This is a genomic window from Roseomonas indoligenes, assembly GCF_017813365.1.
GTDB lineage: Bacteria > Pseudomonadota > Alphaproteobacteria > Acetobacterales > Acetobacteraceae > Roseomonas > Roseomonas indoligenes.
Genome location: NZ_JAGIZA010000018.1, coordinates 1 through 22,396 on the forward strand (window position 1 = coordinate 1; position 22,396 = coordinate 22,396).

The window sequence follows — 22,396 nt, forward strand, 5'->3', positions numbered from 1 at the left end:
CTGCCACCTCAAGAACTGGCGAAGGCTGGCGACCCGCTACGACCGCCTCGCGCGGAACTACCTCGCCAGCCTCGCTCTCGTCGCCACCGTCAGCGAGTGGACCTGAATGAGTCCCCTACCTAGGGAAGGCCCGCCTCCGCCTTCCCGGCCCTGATCTGGCCCTCGTCATAGGGGGTTGCCCGTGCTGCCGCACAGGGCCCGGCCATAAACGGCGTCAATGCGCGGCGCCTCTATTGGGATTGGACGCCTCGCAAGCGGCCGGTCCAGCATCCCGCCCATCGGCCCGGAGAGGCCGGGAGGAAACGGATGCAGCGCAGGACTCTCGGGCAGGGCATGGTCGGCCTCACCCTCGGTCTCCTCTCGCCGGCGCGCCCGCGCGCGGAGGAGACCTGGCCGGTTCGCACGGTCCGCCTGATCGTGCCGCAGGCGCCGGGAAGCCCGATCGAGATTCCCACCCGGATCGTCGCGGACCACCTCACGCGGCGTCTCGGCGCCACCTTCATCGTCGAGAGCCGGGCCGGGGCCGGCGGCGGAATCGGATCGCAGTACGTGGCGCAGCAGCCGCCGGACGGCGCCACCTTCCTCGCGACCTCCGCCGGCATCTCCATCATCCCCACGCTCCAGCCCGCCCTCAGCTTCGATCCGCAGCGGGATCTCGAGCCGGTCAGCCTCATGTGCGACGTGCCCTCGGGACTTCTGGTCCGGAAGGAGTCCGAGTTCGGGTCGCTGCCGCAGCTCCTGGCCTATGCGAAGACCCATTCGGGGGAACTGACCTACGCCTCGGGCGGCGTCGGCTCCGCCAACCACCTGGCGGGCGCGCTCTTCTGCGCGCTGGCGGGGGTGCAGATGACGCACGTGCCCTATCGCGGCGTCAGCCAGGCCGTGACGGCGGTCTATTCCGGCGACATCTCCCTCATCTTCGGCTCGACGCTGGAGCTGCTCCAGCATGTTCGCCAGGGGCGCGCGCGGCTGCTCGGCGTCACCATGCCCGGGCGTGTCCCCGCCCTGCCGGACGTCCCGGCCATCGCCGAGACCGTGCCGGGCTACGCCGCGCCGAACTGGTTCTGCCTCCTCGCGCCGAAAGGCTTTCCGCCGGCACTCCTCTCGCGCCTGACGGCCGAGCTCGCGCCCTTGCGGGATGCGCAGGAGCTGCAGGCCCGCATGGCCGAGGGCGCCGCGACCATCCGCATGGACGGGCCCGCACCCCTCGCAGCGCGACTGGCGGAGGAGGTGCCGAAATGGCGCCAGCTCGCGGCCCAGGCCGGCATCCGGCCCGACTGACCCCCCGAGGACCCGACATGCCCCATCTGAGGAACCCCGTGAAGGAGCGCCTGCGCGCTGGCGAGCCCGCGCTCGGCATCAGCGTGCGCATGGCTCGCTCGGCGGACATCGCCCACATCGCGCGCGGCAGCGGGCACGACTTCCTCTTCATCGACGTGCAGCACGCCGTGTTCGGGCTGGAGACGATCATCCACCTCGCCCAGGCGGCGGATGCGCTCGGGGTCGCGCCCGTGGTGCGGGTGCGCGGCGTGGACGACCCGGACGTGTCCCTGCTGCTCGACAACGGCGTGACCGGCATCGTCTTCCCCGACATCTCGACGGTGGAGCAGGCCCGGCGCGCGGTGGAGATCACCCGCTTCCCGCCCATCGGACGCCGCTCGGTCGCCGGCGGCTACGCCCAGTTCGACTTTCGCCCCGTGCCCCTGCCCGAGGCGACGGCGCAACTGAACGACAGCACGCTGGTCGTGCTGATGATCGAGACGGTGGAGGGGCTGGAGAACGTGGAGGCGATCGCGGCGGTGCCGGGCGTAGACGTGGTGCATGTCGGCACCAACGACCTGCTGGTCAGCATGGGCAAGGCCGGGAAGTTCGACGATCCGGCGGCGAGGGCGGCGCAGGACCGCGTCATCGCCGCCGCGCGCGCGGCCGGGATCGCCGCGGGCTGCGGCGGCAACCGCGACGTGGCGCGCCAGGCCGACGCGATCCGGCGCGGCGCCCTCTTCCTCACCACCCAGACCGACATCGCCCTGCTGAATGCAGCGGCGACGGCCTGGGCCAGCGGCGTCCGCGCGGCCCTGTCGGAGCGGGCGCCGTGAGCGGGCGCCTACAGGTCCCCGCGGAGACGGTGCGCGCGCAGGTCGTCGCGGTGCTGACCTCCTGGGGCATGGACCCCGAACTGATCCGCACCACCGCCGAGGTGATGGTGGAGACCGACCTCGCCGGCGTGGACAGCCACGGCGTCTCGATGCTGATGGACTACGATTCGTCCCGCCGGAAGGGGAAGCTGAACCTGCAGGCCCGCCCGCGCGTGGTGCGGGAGAACGCCGTGACGGCGCTGGTGGACGCCGATGCGGGACTTGGCCACCCGGCGGCGGTGATGGGGATGGAGATGGCCATCGCGAAGGCGAAGGACCTTGGCGTCGGCGTCGTCACCGTCCGCAACTCCCACCATTTCGGCGCGGCGGGCTACTATGCTGCGCTCGCGCCGGTCCATGGGTTGATCGGGATGGTCACCAGCGCCACGCGCACGATCAACATGGTGCCGACGCGCGCGAGCAAGGCCCTGCTCGGCACCAACCCGCTCGCCTTCTGCGCGCCCGCCGGGCGGAACCGCGCCTTCCGGCTGGACATGGCGACCACCACCACCGCCAACAACAAGGTGCGCGTCTACGGGCTGAACGGCCGCACCCTGCCGGAGGGCTGGGCCGTGGACGGCAGCGGCCAGCCCGTCACCGACCCCGACGAGGCGTCACGCCTTATCCGGGAAGGCAAGGAGGGCGGGCTGACGCCACTGGGCGGCCGGCCGGAGACGGCGTCCCACAAGGGCTACGGGCTGGCGATGATGGTCCACATCCTCGGGGGCACCCTCTCCGGCGCTTCCTTCTCACCCCTGCGAGTGCGGACGCAGAAGGCGGAGGACCCAGACAACCTCGGGCACTTCTTCATGGCGATCGACCCCGAGGCCTTCCGGGAGGAGGGTGAGTTCGAGGCCGATCTCGACGACGCGCTGGACGTGCTGCGCGCCGCGCCGCCCGCCGACCCCGCGCTGCCCGTGCTGGTGCCAGGGGATCCGGAGGCGGCGGCCCGAGAGACGCGCCTGCGCGAGGGCATCCCGGTCCCGCGCCGGCTCGCCGACCAGATCCGGGCGATGTGCGAGGGCTGCGGGGCCCCCTACCTGCTGGAGTGATCGCGCCCCGCCGAACGCGTGAGGGAGGACGCCCGATGAGAGGCGGCATGAAGAGTACCCGCGGCCCGGGCGCCTTGCCCCGCCGCGCCCTGCTGGCCGGCGCCGCCTCCGCCGTTGCCGGAACGGGGCTTGCGCAGACGGGCCAGCCGGTTCGTCTGATGGTCACGGCCGCCGCGGGCGGCTCCACCGACGTGATCGCCCGCATCGTCGCCCCCGGCATGTCCGAGGCACTGGGCGGCCGCCCCGTGCTGGTGGAGAACCGCGGCGGTGGGGGTGGGGTGATCGGGGCCGAGGCGGTGGCGACCGCCGCGCCGGACGGCACCACCCTCGGCTTCTTCACCGTCAGCGCCGCCGTGCTGAACGCCCTGCTTCACCGGAACCTGCGCTTCGACACCGAGAGGGCCTTCGCGCCCGTCTCCCTTGTCGCCACTTTCCCGATGGTGGTGACGGTCGGGAACCATGTGCCCGCGCGGGACCTGCCGGACTTCGTGGCCTGGATGCGCTCCCGTCCAGGGCGGACCACCTACGGCTCCGCAGGCCCGGGCACCATCAACCACCTCGGCGCCCTGCTGCTGTGCAACCGCACGGGCACGGCGGCGGAGCACATCCCCTTCCGGGGCGCGGGACCGGTCTTCGCCTCGATGATGTCAGGAGATACGGATTTCCTGGTGGAGGGCATTCCCTCGCAAGCGCCTTTCGTGCGCCAGGGCTCGATCCGGGCGCTCGCCGTCACCGGGCGGCAGCGCAGCCCGCTCCTGCCGGAGGTGCCGACCGTGATCGAGGGGGGCGTGCCGGACTTCGAAATCGTCAACTGGATGGCCGTCTTCGCTCCCTCGGGCACGCCGGCCCTGGTCATCGGCGCACTCTCGACTGCGGTGCGCGCCGCGGTCCGCGCGCCGGGCGGGGAGCGTCGCCTGCGCGAGGCCGGCGTGGAGCCGGCCGGTACTTCGGCGGAGGAACTGCAGGCCTTCTGGGATGGCCAGTTCCGCCTCTGGAGACCCGTGGTGGCCTCCTCCGGCGCTACCGTGGAGTAAGCCGGCCCGCCGGGCGCCTTCGCCCCGGCCGCGTCCGCGAGCCGGGGTGAGCGAACGCGCGGTGTCAGGTCGCAGAAGTCCTCATGCAGAGGCGCTCATTCCGGCTTCAGCCCGGCGATCGCGATGGCCTGCCGCGCCTTGGCCAACTCGCCCTGCAGGAACGCGACCGTGCCGGGGGTGGTCAACTCGGCCCCGGTCGGCGGGTTGTTGCCGATCGCCTCCAGCCGCGCCAGCACCTCGGGATCGGCGGCCGCCGCGGATATCGCGCCCTGCAGCGCCCCCAGCACCGGCTCCGGCGTGCCCGCCGGCGCGAAGAGGCCGACGAAGGAGGCGGCGACGAAGCCATCGATCCCCTGCTCGATGAAGGTCGCGACCTCCGGCACCTGCTTCGAGCGGTGGGCGGCCGCGATGCCGAGGATCCGGCCGCGCCCGTCCCTGTGCAGGTCCAGCACGCTCGACATCTCGATCAGCACGCCGTCCACGTTGCCGGCGACGAAGTCCGGCAGGGTATTGCCGCCGCCGCGATAGGGCACGTGCACGAGGTTGGCGCCCGTCGCCGCCTTGAACAACTCCAGCGGCAGGTGGTTCGCGCCGCCGACGCCGGAGGTCCCGATCGTCACGCCGCGCGGCTGCGTCCTCGAGAAGGCGACCAGTTGCTGCAGGTCCCGCACGGGAAGGCCGGGGCGGAGGATGATCACCATCGGCGCCTGGCCGAGCAGCGCGACCGGCACCAGGTCGGCCATGGTGTCGTAGCGCGGCGCCGCCATGAGGAGCGGGCCGTTCACGATGGAGCCGGGGCTGCCGATCAGCAGCGTGTAGCCGTCCGGCCGGGACCGGACCACGGCCTCCGTCCCGATCGCCCCCGTCGCGCCGCTGCGGTTCTCCACCACCACCGCCTGGCCGAGCCGGGCGGTGATCTGGGACGCGAAGAGCCGCGCCGTGACATCGCTGTTCCCGCCCGCGGCGAAGGGCACGACGAAGCGGATGGGCCGGCTGGGATAGGCCTCCGCGCCCGGCTGGGCCCGGGCCGCGCCGGCCCGCCAGGCCATCGCGGTGCCGAGCGCGAACAGGGCGCGCCGCCCCATCTCGGGTGAACCCATCGACCTTCCCTCCCTTGGCCCGGCGCCCGCTCTGATGGCGTGCTTCGCCGGATTGGACGCCCTGCGGCCTCAGGCCCAGTAGGGCGGGTAACCCGAGTTCTTCTGCTCCGCCTCCAGCAGCCGCAGCATGGCGTGCCACTCCAGCACGCCGTAGGGCCGCCGGGCGCCGGGCTGGTACAGATGCGCGGTCCTCGCCAGCACCTCCTCCGAGGGCAGGGTCAGCTCCGTGCGCGCCGCCATCGCGTCCACCTGGGCGCGGCAGGACATCTCCAACTGGTACATGGTGTTGAAGCCCTGCTGCAGCGTCGCTCCGCAGGTCAGCAGCCCGTGGTTCCGCATGATCATCGCGTCGTGCGGACCAAGGTCGGCCACGATCCGCTCGCGCTCCGAAAGGTCGATCGCCGGCCCCTCGTAGTCATGGTAGCCGATATGGCCGACGAAGCGGATGGCCGTCTGGTTCAGCGGCAGCAGCCCCTCCTTCATTGCGGCCACCGCCATGCCGGCGCGGGTGTGCGTGTGCAGCACCGCCGCCACGTCCGGCCGCGCCTTGTGGATCGCGCCGTGGATCACGTAGCCCGACTTGTTGATCCCGTAATCCGTGTCGGGCTTCCAGATGATGTTGCCCTCTACGTCGATCTTCGCGAGGGAGGTCGCCGTGATCTCCTTGTAGAGCAGCCCGTAGAGGTTGATCAGCAGGTGCTCGGTGCCGGGGATGCGCAGCGTGATGTGGTTGTAGATCAGGTCGGTCATGCCGTAGGCCTCGACCAGCCGGTAGCAGGCGGCGAGATCGAGGCGCGCCTGCCACTCCGCCTCGCTCACCTGGTCGCGGATCGATGGCCAGTTCGTGTCGTAACGCGCGACCATGTTGTCCACCGGCAGTCCTCCCGTTCAGCCGGGCCGGCGCGCATGGGCCGGCCCGGACGTTCCGTCATCTCTCCCAGCCCCGCCGGGCGCCGTCCAATACCAAGCCTTGGGACCTCCATAGACGCCGCTAATGCCCGCCGGGCGGGATTCCGATCCCCTCCGCCAGGGTGCGGCGGAGATGGGCGACGAAGCGCCGGAGCAGGGTGGAGTCCGGCCGCCCCCGTGGCCGCACCAGCACCGTCCTGAAGGTGACGGGGGGATCGAGCGGACGGGCGACGAGGTCGGGGAAGGGCAGGGTGCGCAGCATCAGCGGCTCCACCAGTGCCACGCTCCCGCCGTGCCGGGCGAGCATGATCCCGGTGAGGGAGACGCTGACCTGGGCGACGATCGGGGGCGCGATCCCCGCCTGGGACAGCGCCCCGTCCACGTAGCTGCGGAACAGGATCTGCGGCAGGTAGGTGATTACCGGCTGGTCCGCCAGGGCCGCGACCGGCACGGCCTCGTGCCGTGCCAGCGGGTGGTCGCTCCGCATCACGCAGGCGATGGAGGAGCGGACGAGCAGCTCCGTCTCCACCTCGCCGCTCACCACCGGCTCGTGGACGATGCCCAGCTCCACCTCCCGGCTGGCCACCCGGTCCACCACCTGGGGCGAGTTGAGGGATTGCAGGGCCGCGCGCGTGCCCGGCCGTTCCGCGAGGAAGGTGGCGAGGGCCTGGGCCAGGTATCCGTTCGCGATCGGGAAGGCGGCGGCGAGCGACAGGGTGCCGAGCCGCCCGCCCGCCAGATCCTGGGAGAGGCGTTCCACGGCGGCCAGGCGGCTGAACACCGTCTCGATGTCCGGCAACAGGGCCTGCGCTTCCGGCGTCGGCTGCAGCCTGCCGCCGACGCGGTTGAAGAGCGGGAAGCGCAGCTGTGCCTCGCAGTGCTTCAGGACCGTGCTGACCGAGGGCTGGGTGACGTTCAGCAGCCGCGCCGCGCCCGTGACGGAGCCCGTGCGCATGATCGCATGAAAGACCTCGAGCTGCCGGAGGTTCATCCGCTTCCCGTTTCGACTCCCTGGCCGGCACCATAAACCGGATCGATGGATGATGGCAGAATCGGTGGCTGGACGCCGCCTTGGCCGCGGCCAAGCCTCAGGCCGTTTCCGGAGAGGCCCCATGTTCCCAGTTCCGCCAGGCGCCTGCGATTGCCACACCCACGTCTTCGGCCCCGCGGCAAGCTTCCCCTTCGCGGCGGGCCGCACCTACACGCCCGGTGAAGCCCCGCCCGACGCCCTGCTGGAGCTGCAGAACGCCCTGGGGCTGGATCGCGTCGTCCTCGTCCAGCCCAGCCCCTACGGCGCCGACAACGCCTGCATGCTCGACGGGCTGCGCCGGCTGGGCCCCGCGAGGGGCCGTGGCGTGGCGGTGATCGACGAAGGCACGACCGAGGCCGCTCTCCGCGACATGCACGATGCGGGCGTTCGCGGCGTGCGGATCAACCTTCACACGGCCGGACGCACGGATCCGGCGATGGCGCGCGCGATGCTGCTCGGCGCGGCGCGGCGGGTCGCATCCCTGGGCTGGCACGTCCAGGCCTATACGGAGCTGTCCGTGATCGCCGCCCTGCGCGACACGATCCTGGACCTGCCGGGCGGGCTCGTGATCGATCACTTCGGCCGCCCCGAAGGGCGGCGCGGGCTGTCGCAGCCCGGGTTGGACGCCTTGCTGGACCTGCTGCGCGCGGGCGCCGTTCACGTGAAGCTCTCGGCGGCCCATCGCCTCTCGGACTGGCCGGACTGCGAGGACATGGCGCCGCTCGCGCGCGCCATGATCGAAGCGAACCCGGATCGCGTGCTCTGGGGCTCGGACTGGCCGCACGCCGGACCATCCGGCGGGGGAAGCGATCCTTCGGCGGTGCATCCCTTCCGGCAGGTGGACGACCGTCGCGCCCTTGCCCGGCTGGCGGAATGGGCCGGTGATGAGGGGCGGCTCCGGCGGCTTCTCGTGACCAACCCCGCCCGCCTCTATGGCTGGCCGCTCTAGGTCTTCGGCGGCACACCGCCGCGCCTGAGGACGGCAGGCGCGGGATGCTGCCGCCGACGCCCTGTCGGCGCGGCAGCGCCCAGGCTCTCACACCGGGGGACGCGGTCAGCCATTCGTCACCCCGGCCTGCTTCACGATCGGGCCCCAGCGGTCGAACTCGGCCCGGACGAAGGCATCCGTCTCGTCCGGGCCCGCCCAGATGTTCTCGGAACCGCTCTCGACCAGCCGCTCGCGCGTCGTGGGATCGCCGAGCAGCCCCTTCACCTCGGCAGCAACCCGCTCGATCACGGGCCTGGGCGTGCCGCGCGGGGTGAAGAGGCCCGTCCAGGACTGGATTTCGTACCCCTCCACGCCCTGCTCGCCGATGGTCGGGATATCCGGCCGGCTCGGGATCCGCGACTTGCCGCCGATGCCGAGGAGGCGAACCTGCCCGGCCTCGACGGCCGGCAGCACGGTCGGCAGGTTGAGGAAGGCGACGGGGATGGTGCCGGAAATGAGGTCGGCCAGGGCCGGTCCGCCGCCGCGGTACGGCACATGGTTCAACTCCACCCCGGCGCGCAGGCGGAGCAGCTCCCCGGCGAGGTGGTTGCTGCTGCCGACGCCCGTGGACGCGTAGCTGAGCCCGCCCGGTGTCGCCCGGATCTTCGCCAGCAGGCCCTGGACATCGCTCACCCCGAGGGAGGGGTGCACGGCCAGCGCGTTCGGCACATCGACCATCATGCAGATGGCAGACAGCGCCTCGCGCGGATCGTAGCCCTGGTCCGGGACGACGAAGTGGTTGAAGACATGGTTGGAGGCGGAGGAGATGAGCAGCGTGTGCCCATCCGGCCGGGCACGGGCGGCCATCCCCATGCCCACGGCACCACCCCCGCCGGCGCGGTTCTCCACCACGAAGGACTTGCCGAAGGCCTTCTGGAGCCCCGGCGAGAGCAGGCGGGCGACGACGTCGTTGGAGCCACCGGGTGCCCAGGGAACGATCATGGTCACCGAACGGGAGGGCCAGCCGCCCTGCGCCCGTGCCGGGCGGCCCGCCAAGCCGCCGAAGGCAAGGGCCAGGGCGGCCTGGCCAAGCTTCCGCTTCTCGATGCACGCCATCGTTTCTCTCCCTCTTTTTTCCGCAGTCTCGCTCAGGCCGTCCTTGGAGCCGCCAGCGTCTCAAGGGCGGCGAGGTCTTCGGCGGCGATCGACACGCCCTCGCGCCGCTGCCGCCGGAGAGCCTCGAACTCAAGGTCGCCGGGCAGGCGAACCGGGCGCGAAAGGTCCGCTGCCGGGGTGGAGCGGATGATCGACTTGAAGTCCTCCATCCGGCCGGCGAGGACGTCCGGCCGGGCCAGTCGCTTCGTGTCGATCAGGATGAAGAAGTGCCCGAGATCCTGGTGCGCCTCCGGCTCCTTGTCCCAGGCCTTCACATGGGTGAGGTAGGACGCCCCGGAGAGCAGGCCGGAGAGCAGGTCCACCATGAGCGCGAGGCCGTAGCCCTTGTGCCCGCCGAAAGGCAGGAGGAAGCCTGCGAGCGCCGCGGCCGGGTCGGTGGTCGGCTTGCCGTCGGCATCGGCGGCCCAGCCCTCGGGCAGGGCGGTGCCATCCTTCAGGGCGCGGCGGATCTTGGCCCGCGCCGCCACGCTCATCGCGAGATCGAGGAGGATCGGCTCCCCGCCCGGCATCGGCACGCCGATGCCCAGCGGGTTGTTGCCCAGCCGCGTGTCCCGCCCGCCCCAGGGGGCGATGGTGGTGGTGGCGTTGGTCCCGATGATGGAGGCGAAGCCCTCCTCCGCCGCGATCAGGGCGTAGGGCATGATCGGCCCGAAATGGTTGGAGGCCCGCGCGAAGGCCGCGCCGATGCCGACCTCGCGCGCCGAGGCCATCGCCGCCTCCAGCGCCCGCATCCCCACCAGCGGGCCGATGCCGTTGGCGCCGTCCACCAGCGAGAGGCCGGGCGCCACGCGCGTCGCCCGCACCGGCGCGCGCGCATCGACGCCGCCGACATCGACGCGGCCCAGGTATTGCGCCACTCGGCTCACCCCATGGGTGCGAAGGCCGAAGAGGTCCGCCAGCACGAGGATGCGGGCCGTGGGCGCGGCATCCTCCTCTGTCATGCCCCCGGCAACGAGGGCGCGGGTGGCGAGGGCGAGGAGCTTGTCCTCCGCGATCACGGCGTCGGTCATGAATGTCCCTCGGTCAGGTCAATGGGCGTGGTCACGGAGAGGTCCTCGTCGAACCAGGCGGCGATCGCCGCCCGGCGCTCGCCCAGGTATTCGGGGCGGCCGCCTTCATCGAGGCGCATGGACAGGTCGTGGCCGGGCACCACGATCATCCCCGGCGTCTCCCGCCAGAGCCGCCAGACGGTCTCGAGCGAGGCGCGGCTGGCATCCGCGTCCATGGTCATGTCGGTGCGGAGCGACAGCAGCTCCGCCCGGTTCTTCGCCGCATCTCCGGTGAAGAGGACCGGCGGGCTGGCGGCGTCCAGGCGGAACAGCAGGCAGCCCGGCGTGTGGCCGGGGGCCGCGATGGCCGTCAGGCCGGGCAGGAAGCGCCCGCCGTCCTCGATCAACCGCACCCGTGGCGAGCGCGCCATGTCCTGCACGTAGAGTTCCGGGAGCGGGTTGAAGCCGGGTGGCACCTCGCGCGCCCACTCCAGCTCGGTGCGCCCGATCCAGACCGTCGCCGAAGGAAAGAGCGTGTAGTTCACGCTGTGGTCGTAGTGCGCGTGGGTCAGCACGACATCGGTGACGGCATCGGCGGAGACGCCGCGCGCGGCGAGCTGCTTCTCCAACTCCTTCCGAATGCCGAAGGCCCCGACATCGATCAGGATGACGCGCCCCTCGCCGCGGAGCAGGGCGATCGTGCTCCAGCCGAGGCCGCCATGGCAGACGCTCTTGCCGGGATAGCCCTGCACCAGCACATCCAGCCTGTACATCGCGTTCTCCTCAGTTCTCGGGGCGGATCTCCGCCTCGCGGATCAGCCGGGCGAGCTTGGTGCTCTCGGCGGAGACGAAGGCGCGGAACTCGTCGGCCGGCATCGGCGCGGCCTCGGCGCCCTGCTCCGCCAGCTTGCGGATCAGATCGGAGTGCCGCAGCGCCTGGGTGGCGGCCGCGTGGAGCCGCTCCAGCGCGGGGGCGGGCGTTCCGGCGGGCGCGAAGAGGCCGTACCAGTTGACCAGCTCATAGGAGGACAGGGCCGGCGTCTCGGACAGGGCGGGGATGTCGGGCAGGCCCGGGATCCGGGTGCGCGAGGTCACGCCCAGCGGGCGCAGCTTGCCGTCCCGTATGAGGGGCAGCAGGGCAGGGGCGCCGGCATAGGTCATGCTGACCCGCCCCGCCGCCACGTCGGCCAGGGTGGAGCCGGTGCCGCGGTAGGGCACATGGACCGTGTCGACCCGGGCCAGGCTGTTGAAGAGCGCGCCGTTGAGGTGCTGCAGGTTGCCCACGCCGGAGCTGGCGTAGCTCAGGGCACCCGGCTGCCGCCTCGCGAGTTCGATCAGCTCCGCCGCGCTGCGGGCGGGGACGGTGCTGGCGACCACCAGCAGGTTGGGCACCCGGACGACCAGGGTGATCGGGATAAGATCCTGTATCGGATCGTAGGGAAGGTTCACGCCGTAGAGTGCCGGCGCCGCGGCGATCTCCCCCGCAGATGCGAGGAGGATGGTGTAGCCGTCGGGCGCCGCCTTCGCGACGGCCTGGGCCCCGAGCTGCCCGCCGGCGCCGCCCCGGTTCTCGATCACCAGCGGCACGGCGCCGCCGGGGCTGAGGGCGGCGCGCATCGGCTCGGCGAGAAGGCGTGCCACGATGTCCACCCCACCCCCGGGGGCGAAGGGCACGACGATGCGGACGGGACGCTCCGGGTAGCCGGGCTGCGCCCAGGCGCGGGATGCGGGGAGGAGTGCCAGGCCCGGAACCCCGGCGGCCACCGCCCTGAGCAGGAGACGGCGGGATGGCGGACGGGGGTTCTCCGCCCCGGGCATGGCATGGCCGGTCACTGCACGTCCTCCTGTCGTTCTTCTTGCCGCGATGAATGCATTTAGCGGCCAAGAAATGCAATATGCTTTTTCCACCCCGCTCGAGGGGCGCCCGGATGGCCCGGCGGGATCGTGGCTGACCGCCCAGCGGCATCGGCGCTTGCGGAGGGTTGCAGGATGAGGCGAGAAGGCGCGGGGATGACGGCCCCGGATGGGCCAGCCGGCGTCAGGGAGTTTCCGGTTCTGCCGATGAGCGACACGACGAGGCGCATGACGGGGCGGGTCGTGACGGAGGCGGCCGCGGCGATCTCGGCACTGGTTGCGGACGGAACGCTGAAGCCCGGGGATCGCCTGCTCGCGCAGCGCCTGGCGGACCTGCTCGGGGTCTCGCGGTTCCCGATCGGGCAGGCCATGCGGATCCTGGCCGATCGCGGCCTGCTGACCGCCGATCCCGGCCGGGGCTTCTCCGTTGCTTCCGACGGCCCGGACCACGCAGCCAGCTATCGCGCCGAGCGCGGCCACGATGATCTCACATCGGCCTATTTCCGCATCGCCGAAGACCGCTTGGCCGGGGCCCTGCCCGACACCATTTCGGAGCAGGCCATGCGGGACCGGTACGGCCTGGGCCGCGGCCAGCTCTCGCAACTTCTCAATCGCATGGCCGGGGAGGGCTGGGCGGAGAGGCGCCCGGGCTACGGGTGGCGCTTCTCCGCCGTCCTGACGACACCGACCGCGCTGGAGCAGAGCTATCGTCTCCGCCTCGCCATCGAACCGGCAAGCCTCCTGGAGCCCGGCTACTGCCTTGCGCGGGAGACACTCCTCCGGTGCCGCGCGGTGGAGGAGCGGATGCTCGGCGGCGAGATCGAGACGGCATCGGCCGACGCCCTCTATGATCGTGGCGTCCGCTTCCACGAAGCGATCGTGGGCGCATCGGGCAATCCGTTCTTCCTCGATACCCTGAAGCGGGTGAACCGGATCCGTCGGCTCCTGGTGTATCGCTCCCTCGCCGATCGCAGCCGATACCGGCGACAGGCCGCCGAGCACCTCGAACTCCTCCGGCTGATCGAGCGTGGCGCCCAGATTGAAGCGGCGGGTCTGCTGCGCGCGCATCTGCAAGGCGTCATGGAGAAGCTGTCGACGGTTCGTCCCCTTCTCGAGGCGAAGCAGCACCCGTCAGGCTAGGACCGCGACGGTCCGAACAGGCACCGATTCCCGGGGATGGAGACCTGAAGGGGAGCGCGGATCACCCGCGACCACTTCCCTCCCGATGCGGCGCCGCATGCAGCGGCACCGGGTACAGCACCCCTGGCACGAGCACGGCCGCCCAGTGCATGTGCCTTTCGCGCAGGACGACCGGCACGTTCGATCGAACGATGCCAGGCCTGTCACGACATCCTGCACGGCACGGCGACGGCGCCGGGCTTCGGGCATGCGGTGAGGCCCACGCGGCTGATCGACGACGTCCTCGCCTCGTCCAGGGACGGGCGGCGGCTGCCGGCGCGGGACTGGCCGGCCTGAGACAGCGAGCGCGGCGCGGAAGGTTCGGCCCATGATCGCCGACGAGGGCCCCTCGCGGCCTGGCTCGGCGCCAGGTTCAGCCTTCCGGATGACCGGGCCGTGCCGGCCCTCGCCTCCGCGCTGAGCGTGCCGCCGGGGCGGCCCCCGGGGCGGTGGGGCGCGGCGCGGCGGTGGAGCCGCGCACAACCAGCGCCGATGGCAGGACCACGTCGCTCGCGCCGCCGCCATGGCCGATCCTGTCCAGCAGCAGGCCCGCGGCCTGGCGGCCCATCTCGCCGTGCGGGATGCGCACGGTCGTCAGCGGCGGCTCGATCAGGTCCACCATCGGCATGTCGTTGTGGCCGGTGACGGAGATGTCCTCGGGAATCCGCAGCCCGGCGCGGCGGCAGGCGTCGTAGGCGCCGAGCGCGAGCAGGTCGTTGGCGCAGGACAGGGCCGTGACGTCGGAATGCCGTGCGATCAGCCGGGCGGCCGCCCGCTCTCCCGCCTCGCGCGTGTAGGCCGCGGTGATCTCCTGCAGCGCAGGGTCCGGCGCCAAGCCCTGCGCGCGCAGGGCCTCCTCGAATCCCTCGCTGCGGCGAAGGCCGGTAGAGAGCTGCGCCGGGCCGGCGATGAGTGCGATGCGGCGGTGGCCGAGCTGGAGGAGATGGGCGACGGCCAGCGCCATCCCGCCCCGGTCGTCCGACACGACGGAGGACATCCCCTCGCTGCCGCGATTGACGAGGACGGCGGGGATGTTCCGCGCGCGGCAGGCCGCCAGGGCCGGGTCGTCCCGCAGGGAGGCCGTGGCGAGCAGCAGCCCGTCCGCGCCGCGCGCCGCAAGCTGCTCCACGAACTCGGCGGCGCGGCCGTTGTCGTCGCCGGGGTCGGCGACCATCAGCGCATAGCCGGCCGAGGACAGGACCTCCGCCGCGCCGGCGAGGATGGGCGCGAAGACAGGGTTGGCGATCCCCGGCACCAGCGCCCCAATCAGGCGGGAGCGGCCGGTGCGCAGCGACATGGCCACCGCGTTCGGCCGGTAGCCGAGACGGGAAGCGACCTCCTGCACCCGCGCCACGACAGGATCCGCCACGAGGTAGCGCATGGCCGGGTTCAGCGCGCGGGAGGCGGTGGAGGGATGCACCCCCGCCGCCGCGGCCACGTCGCGCAGGGCCACCATTCGGGACTGCGTAGGGGACATCGCCCCAAAATATCGATTGCACCCCCGCGCGGGAACCCCATACAATCGATTGCAAGAGCTTCGGAGGAGACGCGGCCGTGATTATCGACGGCGAAGCGGCGGTGACGCCCGCTGTGCTGGAGGCGATGGCGGGAACCTCGGACGAGCGCCTGAAGGCGGTCTCCGCCGCGCTGGTCCGCCACCTTCACGCCTTCATCCGGGAGGTCCGGCCGAGCGAGAGCGAATGGGAGTTCGGCGTGGACTTCCTCTGCCGCATCGGCCAGGCGAACAGCCCCACCCACAATGAGGGCGTGCTGTTCTCCGACGCCGTGGGCGTCTCCACCCTCGTCTGCCTGCTGAACAACGGTGCGGACGGCGCGACCGAGACGGCGGCCGCGCTGCTCGGTCCCTTCTGGCGGGACAACTCCCCGAAGGTGGAGGATGGCGGCAGCATCGTCCGCGGGCCCACCCCCGGCCCGCGCCTCTTCGCCTCCTGCCAGGTGCTCGCGGGCGGGGCGCCCGTAGCCGGTGCGCGGGTGGATGTCTGGCACTCCTCGCCGGAAGGCGTCTACGAGAACCAGGACCCGGACATGGCCCCGATGAACCTGCGGGGGCAGTTCACCACGGATGCCGAGGGGCGTTTCCGCTTCACCTCCGTGAAGCCCGCCGGCTACCCGGTGCCCACCCATGGCCCGACCGGCGACCTGCTGCGGGCCCAGAACCGGCACCCCTTCCGCCCGGCCCACCTGCACTTCCTGATCCACAAGCCCGGCTTCAAGACGCTCATCACCCAGGTCTTCGTGGACGACGACGAGCACCTGGAGAGCGACGTCGTCTTCGGCGTCACCCGCGCGCTGGTGGGCGGCTACCGGCTCGGCGAGGGACCAGCGCCGGACGGCAGCGCGAATGAGTGGTGGAGCCTGGACTACATCTTCCACATGGAACCCGGGGAGGCGCGGCTGCCCGTGCCGCCGATCGCATGAAGAACCTTCAGGGAAGCACCGCCGTCATCATCGGCGGATCCGGCGGCATCGGCGCGGCCACGGCGCGCAGCCTGGCCGGGGCAGGGGCGGCGGTGGTCGTCACCTATCGCGGGGGTGAGGCGGCGGCGCGCGCGCTGGTCGGGGAACTGCCGGGCGAGGGCCATGCGGCGCTGCCGGCGAGCGTGGAGGACAGCACCTCCCTGAACGCCCTGGCGGCGCAGGTGCGGGAGACCCGCGGGCGCTGCGACATCCTCGTCAACAGCGCGGGCTTCACCAAGGCCGTGCCGCATGGCGACCTGGACGCGCTCGACGACGCGTTCCTGGACCGGATGTGGGCGGTGAACTGGCGCGGCCCCTTTGCGGCGGTGCGCGCCTTCCGGACGCTGCTGGAGGAATCCGAGGGGCTGGTGGTGAACGTCTCCTCGATCGGCGGGCTGAACGGCTCCGGCTCCAACCTCGCCTACGCCGCATTGAAGGCGGCGACTGACAGCATGACGAAGTCGCTGGCCCGCGCGCTGGGGCCAAAGGTGCGGGCGATGTCCATCTCCCCCGGTATCGTGGAGACGGGCTTCGTGCCCGGCCGCGGGCCGGAGCAGAACGCGAAGATCGCGCCGAGCATCCCGCTGAAGCGCGTTGCCCTGCCGGAGGACGTGGCCGAAGCCGTCCTCGCCTGCGCCACGCTGCTCACCTACTCGACCGGATCCGTACTTCTTGTGGATGGAGGGCGCGCACTATGAGGGCCATGCGTGACGAGGTGATCCTCACCTGTGCCGTAACGGGCAACCTGACGACGCTGGAGCAGCACCCCGGGCTGCCGGTGACGCCGGAGGAGATCGCGGATGCCGCGCTCGCCGCCGCGGAGGAGGGGGCTTCCATCGCCCACCTGCACGTGCGCGACCCCGCGACGGGCAAGCCCAGCATGGAGCTGGAATACTACCGCGACGTGGTGGAGCGCATCCGCGCGAAGAACAAGGACCTCATCATCAATCTCACCACCGGCCCCGGCGGCCGCTTCGTGGTGGGGGAGGAGGATCCGAAGCTCGCCGGCCCCGGCACCACCTTGACCACGCCCGCCATCCGCACCGCGCACATCACCGCGCTGCGGCCGGACATCGCCACGCTGGACCTGAACACGATGAATTCGGGCGCCCAGGTGGTGATCAACACGCCGAAGAACGCGCGGCTGATGGCGAAGGCCATCCGCGAGGCCGGGGCGGTGCCGGAGATCGAGCTGTTCGATTCCGGCGATTGCGGGCTGATGCGCGACATGCTGGCCGATGGCTCGCTCGGCACGCCGGTGCTCTGCTCCTTCGTGCTGGGCGTGAAGTACGGCTTCCCGCCCTCGCCGGAGACGGTCCTCTACGCGCGCGGCCTGATCCCGGAGGAGGCGCAGTTCACGGTCATCGGCACCGGCCGCTCCTCCTTCCCCATGGTCGCGCAGTCCGTCCTCGCGGGCGGCCATGCGCGGGTGGGGCTGGAGGACGCGGTGATGATCGAGCGCGGCGTCCTCGCGCCCTCCAACGCGGCGATGGTCGCCAAGGCCCGCCGCATCGTCGAGCACCTCGGCCCGAAGATCGCGAGCCCCGCCCGGGCGCGCGCGATCATCGGCCTGTCCTGAAAGGTCCCGCCATGTCCGCCGCCCTCCAGACGGAGACGGGCAAGAGCCTTGCGCTGCGCGTCGGCGCCAAGGCCGCCGGCCCGCAATCCCTGGGCCTGCAACTGGAAGAGCACCGGCCGGAGGTGCCGCCGGGCTGGTGCCTCGTGGAGGTGGCCGCCGCCGGCGTGAACCCCTCCGACGTGAAGGCCGTGCTGGGCGCCATGCCCAAGGCCGTCTTCCCGCGCACGCCGGGCCGCGACTTCGCGGGCACCGTGGTCGAGGGAGCGGCGGAACTGGTGGGCGCGCAGGTCTGGGGGTCCGGGGGCGATGTCGGCATCACCCGGGACGGCAGCCATGCCCGCTACCTCGCCCTTCCGCCGGAGGCCGTGTTCCGCAAGCCCGCCAACCTCTCAATGCGACAGGCGGCGGCGATCGGCGTGCCCTTCGTCACGGCCGAGGTGGGCTGGCGTGAGGCGGGCGGGGTGCGCGCGGGTCAGACGGTGCTCGTGCTCGGCGCCAATGGCCGCGTCGGCCAGGCCGCCTGCGTGATCGCGAAGGCCGCCGGCGCCCGGGTGCTGGCCGGCATCCGGCGCCCGGAGGCGGCGGCCGCCGTGCGCGGGGCGGATGCGGTGTTCGACAGCACGGCGGGCGACGTGGCGGAAGCCGTGCGCGCGGCGACAGGCGGGCACGGCGCCGACCTCGTCTTCAACTGCGTCGGCTCGCCCTGGTTCGCCACGGGCAATGCGGCCCTGGCGCATGGGGGCACGCAGATCTTCATCGCGACCCTGGACCGCGCGGTGCCCTTCGACATCCTGGCCTTCTACCGCGCGCGCCATCGCTACGTGGGCGTGGACACGCTGGCGCTGAGCGCGGCGGAGACGGGGGCGGTCCTGGACTCGCTGCGCCCCGGCTTCGAATCCGGCGCGATCACTCCCTACGAGATCGAGGAGGATCACGTCTTCCCGCTCTCCCGCGCGGAGGAGGCCTATCGCGTCGTCCTCGGCGGTGCTCCGCAGCGCGTGCTGCTGGAGATGGGGGCGTGAACGTCACCCGCTTCGACGCGGCGCAGCGCTACGAGGCGCCCGGGCATTTCGACATGCGGATGTTCCGCCTGCAGGGCCGCGAGGCCGGGCCGTCGGACACGCTCTGGATGGGCCTCTCCTGGCTGCTGCCGGGCGGCCACACCACGCTCGACGCATCCCCGATCGAGAAGCACTACGTCGTGGTCGAGGGCGAGCTGACCGTCGTCGCGGAGATCGACGGCCGGCAGGAGGAGGCGACCCTGGGCCGCCTGGATTCCTGCCGCATCGCGCCGGGCGAGGGCCGGAAGCTTGAGAACCGCACCAACCGGCCCGCGGCCGTGCTGCTGGCTATGCCGTTGCGGCCCGCCATTCCGGGCTAGCGGCCGGCGGCGTGCAACAGGGAGGAAAAGACAAATGAAAAGAATGTTCGTCCTGCTAGCGGGGGCCGTGCTCGCGGCCTTTCCCGCCCTCGCGCAGCAGCCCCGCTTCCCCGACAAGAGCATCACCGTCATCGTGCCCTTCGCGGCCGGCGGCCCCACGGACGTGGTGGCCCGCCAGGTGGCGGAGGCCATGTCCCGCGCCCTCGGCGTCGCCGTGGTGGCGGAGAACGTGACGGGCGCCGGCGGCACGCTGGGCGCGCAGCGCGTGGTGCAGGCCCGGCCGGACGGTTACACGCTGCTGCTGGGCAATATCGGCGTGGCCACCGCGCCCACCCTGTACCGCCGCCCACCCTACGATCCGCTGACCCAGCTGGACGCGATCGGCCTGATCACGCCCGTGCCGATGACGCTGATCGGCCGGCCGGACCTGCCGGCGAAGAACCTGCCGGAACTGCTGGCCTGGCTGCGCCGGCCTGGGGCGGAGGTGAACATCGCCCATGCCGGGCTCGGCTCCGCCAGCCAGCTCTGCGGCACGCTGCTGCGCTCCATCCTGCAGACGCCGATGACGCCGGTGGCCTTCCGCGGCACCGCGCCCGTCATGACGGAGATGATGGCCGGGCGCATCGACATCACCTGCGACCAGACCACCAACACCGTGCCCTATATCCGCGACAACCGGGTGAGGGCCTTCGCGGTGACGACGCCCCAGCGCCTCGCCGCGCTGCCGGACGTGCCGACGACGACGGAGGGCGGGCTGCCGCAGCTGCAGGTCACGATCTGGCACGGCTTCTACGCCCCGCACGGCACGCCGCGGCCTGTGATCGACCGGCTGGCCCAGTCGCTTCGCGCGGCGCTGGCCGACCCGGCCGTGCTCAACCGCTTCAGCGATCTTGCCACCACGGCCGAGCCGCCGGAGCGCGCGACGCCCGACGCGCACCGCGCCTTTCTGGAGGCGGAGATCGCGCGCTGGCGGCCCATCCTCTCCGCCGCCGGCGAATACGCGGACTAATCGACGAGGGCATCGGGAAAAGGCGCCGTGGCGAAGCCCTCCGCCCGGTGCCGGTCTCTGACAAGGGGGCGCGAGGAAACGATCCATGCGCCCACCGCGCCGTGCCCTGCTGGCCGGGCTCTCGCTCGCCGCCACATCCTTCCCTGTCGCGGCCCAGACGGTTCCGGCCGCCCCGCGCGTGCCGGAGGCCTTCGATCCCCGGCGCCCGTTGCTGATCCGCGGTGCCACCGTCGTCACGATGGACCCGGCGGTGCCGGACCTCGCGCGCGGCGACATCCTGGTGCGGGACGGCGCCATCGCCGCGATCGGGCCTGTCCTGGATGCGCCCGAAGGGGCGCAGGTGCTGGAGGCGGCGGGCCGCATCGCCATCCCCGGGCTGGTGAACGCGCATATCCATCTCGGCCAGGCGCTGCAGCGCGGCATGTCGGCGGACCAGACCCTGGCGCAGTACTTCGCCACGGTGGTCGCGAAGCTCTCCTCCCGCCTCTCGCCGGACGACCTGCGCGCGGCGGATTACGGCGGCTCGCTGGAGCTTCTCGATGCCGGCGTGACCACGGTGCTGGACTGGAGCCGGGAGACGACGAGCCCGGGCCATGCGGACGCGGCGCTGGACGCCTTCGAGGCCTCGGGCATCCGCGCCGTCTTCGCCTACGGGCTCGCAGGATCGGGCGCCGGCAGCGTGCGCAGCGCCAACAGCCCTGAGGCGGTGGCGGAGGACATGCGGCGCCTGCGGGCCGGGCGCATGGCCTCGCCCGGGCGGGTGAGGCTCGCCCTGGCCATCCGCGGCCCGGACTTCTCCACCATGGACGAGGTGGCGGGCGATATCCGCCTGGCGCGGGAGTTCGACCTTCTCGTGCAGTTCCATGCCGGCGCGCCGGTCTATGCCGGCCGGACCTGGCGCGGCATCGCGATGATGCGGGAGCGCGGGCTGCTGACGCCGAAGGTCTCCCTGGCCCATGCCAACGACCTGGACGAGGACGAGTACAGGATGGTCGCCGATGCCGGCGGCAGCACCGTCTCCACGCCCGAGGTGGAGATGCAGATGGGCCACGGCTTCCCCTGCGCCGCGCGGATGCAGCGGGCCGGCGGCATCGCGGCGGTGGGCAGCGACATCTCGGCCGGCGTGGGCGGGGACGTGCTGGTGCAGGCGCGCATTGCGCTGGCCGCCGCGCGCGGCCTCGCCAATGCGGAGGCGCGACAGGCCGGCACGCTGCTGCCCCAGGTTGCCTTCACCACGCGCCAGGCGCTGCACTGGGCGACGCTGGGCGGGGCGCGGGCCGCCGGGCTGGGCGACGTCGCCGGCAGCCTGACGCCGGGCAAGCGGGCCGACATCGTGCTGCTGCGGGCGGACACGGTGGGCGCCAGCCCGGTGCACGATCCCGTGGCGGCGGTGCTGAACCAGGGCGGTGCCGCCGCGGTGGAGACCGTGATGGTGGATGGCCGCGTGCTGAAGCGCGACGGCCGGCTGCTGCACGCCGATGCCGCCCGGGCCGCGGAAGAGGTGCGGCGCCGGGCGGCGGCGCTCGAGGCGCGAAGCGCGACATGAGGCCCCTGCGCCGCCGCGCCCTCCTGGCCGGCCCCGGTACCATCGCCCTCGCGCGGGGCGCCCGCGCGGCGGGGCCATGGCCGGATGGGCCGGTGCGCGTGATCGTGCCCTTCGCGGCCGGCGGGCCGACGGACACGGTGGCCCGGCTGCTGGCCCGCGAGCTCCAATCCCGGATCGGCACGGGCTTCCCGGTGGAGAACCGGGCGGGGGCCGGGGGCAATATCGGCATCGCCGCCGCGGCACGGGCCGCGCCGGACGGGCAGACCCTGCTGGTGGTCAGCAACGCGCTGGCCATCAACCCCGCGCTCTACCCGAACGCGGCCTTCGACGTGCGTCGGGACTTCGTGCCCGTCACCCGCGCCGTGGTCTCGCCCAACATCATCGTGGCGGGGCCGGGCAAGGGGCTGCGCGACCTGGCCGGGCTGATCGCGGCCGCGCAGGGGCGCCCGGGCGGGCTGACCTATTCCACGCCGGGTATCGGGACGAGCCCGCACCTGACCGCGGAGCTGCTGCGGCAGCGCACCGGGGCGGAGCTGGTCCATGTTCCCTATTCCGGGGCCGCACCGGCGATGCAGGCGCTGCTCGGCGGGCAGGTAGACCTTTCCTTCTCCGCCCTGCCCCAGGCGCTGCCCTCCGTGCAGTCCGGGGCGCTGGTGGCCCTGGCGGTGACGGGACCGGCGCGCTGGCCCGCCCTGCCGGATGTGCCCACCCTGGCCGAGGCCGGCGTGGCCGGGGTGGTGGTGGACACCTTCCAGGCGCTCCTGGCCCCGGCCGCCACGCCGCCCGCCATCGTCGCGCGGCTGCACGCGGCGGCGGCCGAGGCGCTCTCCGTCCCCGCGACGCGGGAGGCGCTGCTGCGCCAGGGCTACGAGGTGGTGGCCGACAGCCCGGCGGACTTCGCCGCGCATCTGGACGGGCAGCTCACCCTCTGGGCCGACGTGGTGCGGCGCGGCGGCATCCGGGGGGAGTGAGCGTCGCTGGCGCGCGCCCCCTACGGTAGCGGGACCTTCTTCGATG

Annotated in this window: 22 protein-coding genes and 1 pseudogene; 15 read left to right on the plus strand and 8 right to left on the minus strand. The window is 72.6% G+C overall.

The annotated features are described in order from the left end of the window. The 5 genes and pseudogenes from J5Y10_RS22180 to J5Y10_RS22200 form a co-directional block, all read left to right on the plus strand. Positions 1–106, plus strand: a pseudogene (locus J5Y10_RS22180) (IS5/IS1182 family transposase); the annotation flags it as partial. A gap of 200 nt (positions 107–306) precedes the next feature. After that, positions 307–1,281: a Bug family tripartite tricarboxylate transporter substrate binding protein gene (locus J5Y10_RS22185; protein ID WP_209376309.1), complete on the plus strand. Its 975-nt coding sequence runs from the start codon at positions 307–309 to the stop codon at positions 1,279–1,281. A 17-nt stretch (positions 1,282–1,298) separates the two neighbouring features. Then, positions 1,299–2,096: an HpcH/HpaI aldolase family protein gene (locus J5Y10_RS22190; RefSeq protein WP_209376310.1), complete on the plus strand. Its 798-nt coding sequence runs from the start codon at positions 1,299–1,301 to the stop codon at positions 2,094–2,096. Beyond that, positions 2,093–3,187 carry an Ldh family oxidoreductase gene (locus tag J5Y10_RS22195; protein ID WP_209376311.1) on the plus strand — a complete coding sequence of 365 codons (1,095 nt, stop codon included), beginning with the start codon at positions 2,093–2,095 and terminating at the stop codon, positions 3,185–3,187. Before J5Y10_RS22190 ends, J5Y10_RS22195 begins: the two co-directional genes overlap by 4 nt. A 47-nt stretch (positions 3,188–3,234) precedes the next feature. Further along, positions 3,235–4,221, plus strand: a complete 987-nt coding sequence (locus J5Y10_RS22200) for a Bug family tripartite tricarboxylate transporter substrate binding protein (RefSeq protein WP_209376312.1) — start codon at positions 3,235–3,237, stop codon at positions 4,219–4,221. 95 nt (positions 4,222–4,316) lie between these two features. Here the strand turns inward: J5Y10_RS22200 and J5Y10_RS22205 are convergent, their stop codons facing one another. The 3 genes from J5Y10_RS22205 to J5Y10_RS22215 form a co-directional block, all read right to left on the minus strand. After that, the gene (locus tag J5Y10_RS22205) at positions 4,317–5,321 is read right to left on the minus strand and encodes a Bug family tripartite tricarboxylate transporter substrate binding protein (protein ID WP_209376313.1); all 1,005 of its coding nucleotides are present in this window, start codon (positions 5,319–5,321) and stop codon (positions 4,317–4,319) included. Between the two features lie 69 nt (positions 5,322–5,390). Next, on the minus strand, positions 5,391–6,185 hold the full coding sequence (locus J5Y10_RS22210) for a class II aldolase/adducin family protein (RefSeq protein ID WP_209376383.1): 795 nt from the start codon (positions 6,183–6,185) through the stop codon (positions 5,391–5,393). 127 nt (positions 6,186–6,312) lie between these two features. Further along, a complete protein-coding gene (locus J5Y10_RS22215; protein ID WP_209376314.1) occupies positions 6,313–7,221 on the minus strand; it encodes a LysR family transcriptional regulator in 909 nt (302 codons plus the stop codon). Between the two features lie 121 nt (positions 7,222–7,342). Between J5Y10_RS22215 and J5Y10_RS22220 the strand changes: the two genes are divergently transcribed. Beyond that, a complete protein-coding gene (locus J5Y10_RS22220) occupies positions 7,343–8,209 on the plus strand; it encodes an amidohydrolase family protein (protein ID WP_209376315.1) in 867 nt (288 codons plus the stop codon). 105 nt (positions 8,210–8,314) lie between these two features. On the opposite strand, the gene J5Y10_RS22225 is transcribed toward J5Y10_RS22220, so the two are convergent. Genes J5Y10_RS22225 through J5Y10_RS22240 form a run of 4 tightly spaced genes read right to left on the minus strand, consistent with a single transcriptional unit; the run spans position 8,315 to position 12,186 of the window. Beyond that, entirely contained in the window at positions 8,315–9,304 is a 990-nt protein-coding gene (locus tag J5Y10_RS22225; RefSeq protein ID WP_209376316.1) for a Bug family tripartite tricarboxylate transporter substrate binding protein, read from the minus strand. A 32-nt stretch (positions 9,305–9,336) separates the two neighbouring features. After that, a complete protein-coding gene (locus J5Y10_RS22230) occupies positions 9,337–10,374 on the minus strand; it encodes an Ldh family oxidoreductase (protein ID WP_209376317.1) in 1,038 nt (345 codons plus the stop codon). Beyond that, positions 10,371–11,126, minus strand: coding sequence for an MBL fold metallo-hydrolase (locus J5Y10_RS22235; RefSeq protein ID WP_209376318.1), 756 nt, complete (start codon positions 11,124–11,126; stop codon positions 10,371–10,373). The genes J5Y10_RS22230 and J5Y10_RS22235 overlap by 4 nt, the downstream gene beginning before the upstream one ends. A gap of 10 nt (positions 11,127–11,136) precedes the next feature. Beyond that, positions 11,137–12,186, minus strand: coding sequence for a Bug family tripartite tricarboxylate transporter substrate binding protein (locus J5Y10_RS22240; RefSeq protein ID WP_342452991.1), 1,050 nt, complete (start codon positions 12,184–12,186; stop codon positions 11,137–11,139). A 264-nt stretch (positions 12,187–12,450) separates the two neighbouring features. On the opposite strand from J5Y10_RS22240, the gene J5Y10_RS22245 reads away from it, so the two are divergent. Further along, complete coding sequence (locus tag J5Y10_RS22245; RefSeq protein WP_342452992.1) at positions 12,451–13,347, plus strand: GntR family transcriptional regulator; 897 nt, start codon at positions 12,451–12,453, stop codon at positions 13,345–13,347. A 412-nt stretch (positions 13,348–13,759) separates the two neighbouring features. Here the strand turns inward: J5Y10_RS22245 and J5Y10_RS22250 are convergent, their stop codons facing one another. Then, a complete protein-coding gene (locus tag J5Y10_RS22250; protein WP_209376320.1) occupies positions 13,760–14,863 on the minus strand; it encodes a LacI family DNA-binding transcriptional regulator in 1,104 nt (367 codons plus the stop codon). 77 nt (positions 14,864–14,940) lie between these two features. Here J5Y10_RS22250 and J5Y10_RS22255 point away from each other — a divergent pair, with 77 nt between their 5' ends. The 8 genes from J5Y10_RS22255 to J5Y10_RS22290 all read left to right on the plus strand — a co-directional run bounded on the left by J5Y10_RS22255 (position 14,941) and on the right by J5Y10_RS22290 (position 22,350). After that, positions 14,941–15,825, plus strand: a complete 885-nt coding sequence (locus tag J5Y10_RS22255; protein WP_209376321.1) for a dioxygenase family protein — start codon at positions 14,941–14,943, stop codon at positions 15,823–15,825. Beyond that, positions 15,822–16,562, plus strand: coding sequence for an SDR family NAD(P)-dependent oxidoreductase (locus tag J5Y10_RS22260; RefSeq protein WP_209376322.1), 741 nt, complete (start codon positions 15,822–15,824; stop codon positions 16,560–16,562). The genes J5Y10_RS22255 and J5Y10_RS22260 overlap by 4 nt, the downstream gene beginning before the upstream one ends. Continuing rightward, the gene (locus tag J5Y10_RS22265; RefSeq protein ID WP_245214974.1) at positions 16,559–17,443 is read left to right on the plus strand and encodes a beta-keto acid cleavage family enzyme; all 885 of its coding nucleotides are present in this window, start codon (positions 16,559–16,561) and stop codon (positions 17,441–17,443) included. Before J5Y10_RS22260 ends, J5Y10_RS22265 begins: the two co-directional genes overlap by 4 nt. An 11-nt stretch (positions 17,444–17,454) precedes the next feature. Further along, positions 17,455–18,465: a quinone oxidoreductase family protein gene (locus tag J5Y10_RS22270; RefSeq protein WP_209376323.1), complete on the plus strand. Its 1,011-nt coding sequence runs from the start codon at positions 17,455–17,457 to the stop codon at positions 18,463–18,465. Then, a complete protein-coding gene (locus J5Y10_RS22275; protein WP_209376324.1) occupies positions 18,462–18,824 on the plus strand; it encodes a cupin domain-containing protein in 363 nt (120 codons plus the stop codon). Before J5Y10_RS22270 ends, J5Y10_RS22275 begins: the two co-directional genes overlap by 4 nt. A 34-nt stretch (positions 18,825–18,858) precedes the next feature. Next, positions 18,859–19,833: a tripartite tricarboxylate transporter substrate-binding protein gene (locus J5Y10_RS22280; protein WP_209376325.1), complete on the plus strand. Its 975-nt coding sequence runs from the start codon at positions 18,859–18,861 to the stop codon at positions 19,831–19,833. A gap of 85 nt (positions 19,834–19,918) precedes the next feature. Continuing rightward, on the plus strand, positions 19,919–21,379 hold the full coding sequence (locus J5Y10_RS22285) for an amidohydrolase family protein (protein ID WP_209376326.1): 1,461 nt from the start codon (positions 19,919–19,921) through the stop codon (positions 21,377–21,379). Then, on the plus strand, positions 21,376–22,350 hold the full coding sequence (locus J5Y10_RS22290) for a tripartite tricarboxylate transporter substrate binding protein (protein ID WP_209376327.1): 975 nt from the start codon (positions 21,376–21,378) through the stop codon (positions 22,348–22,350). The genes J5Y10_RS22285 and J5Y10_RS22290 overlap by 4 nt, the downstream gene beginning before the upstream one ends. Positions 22,351–22,396: the final 46 nt, after the last annotated feature.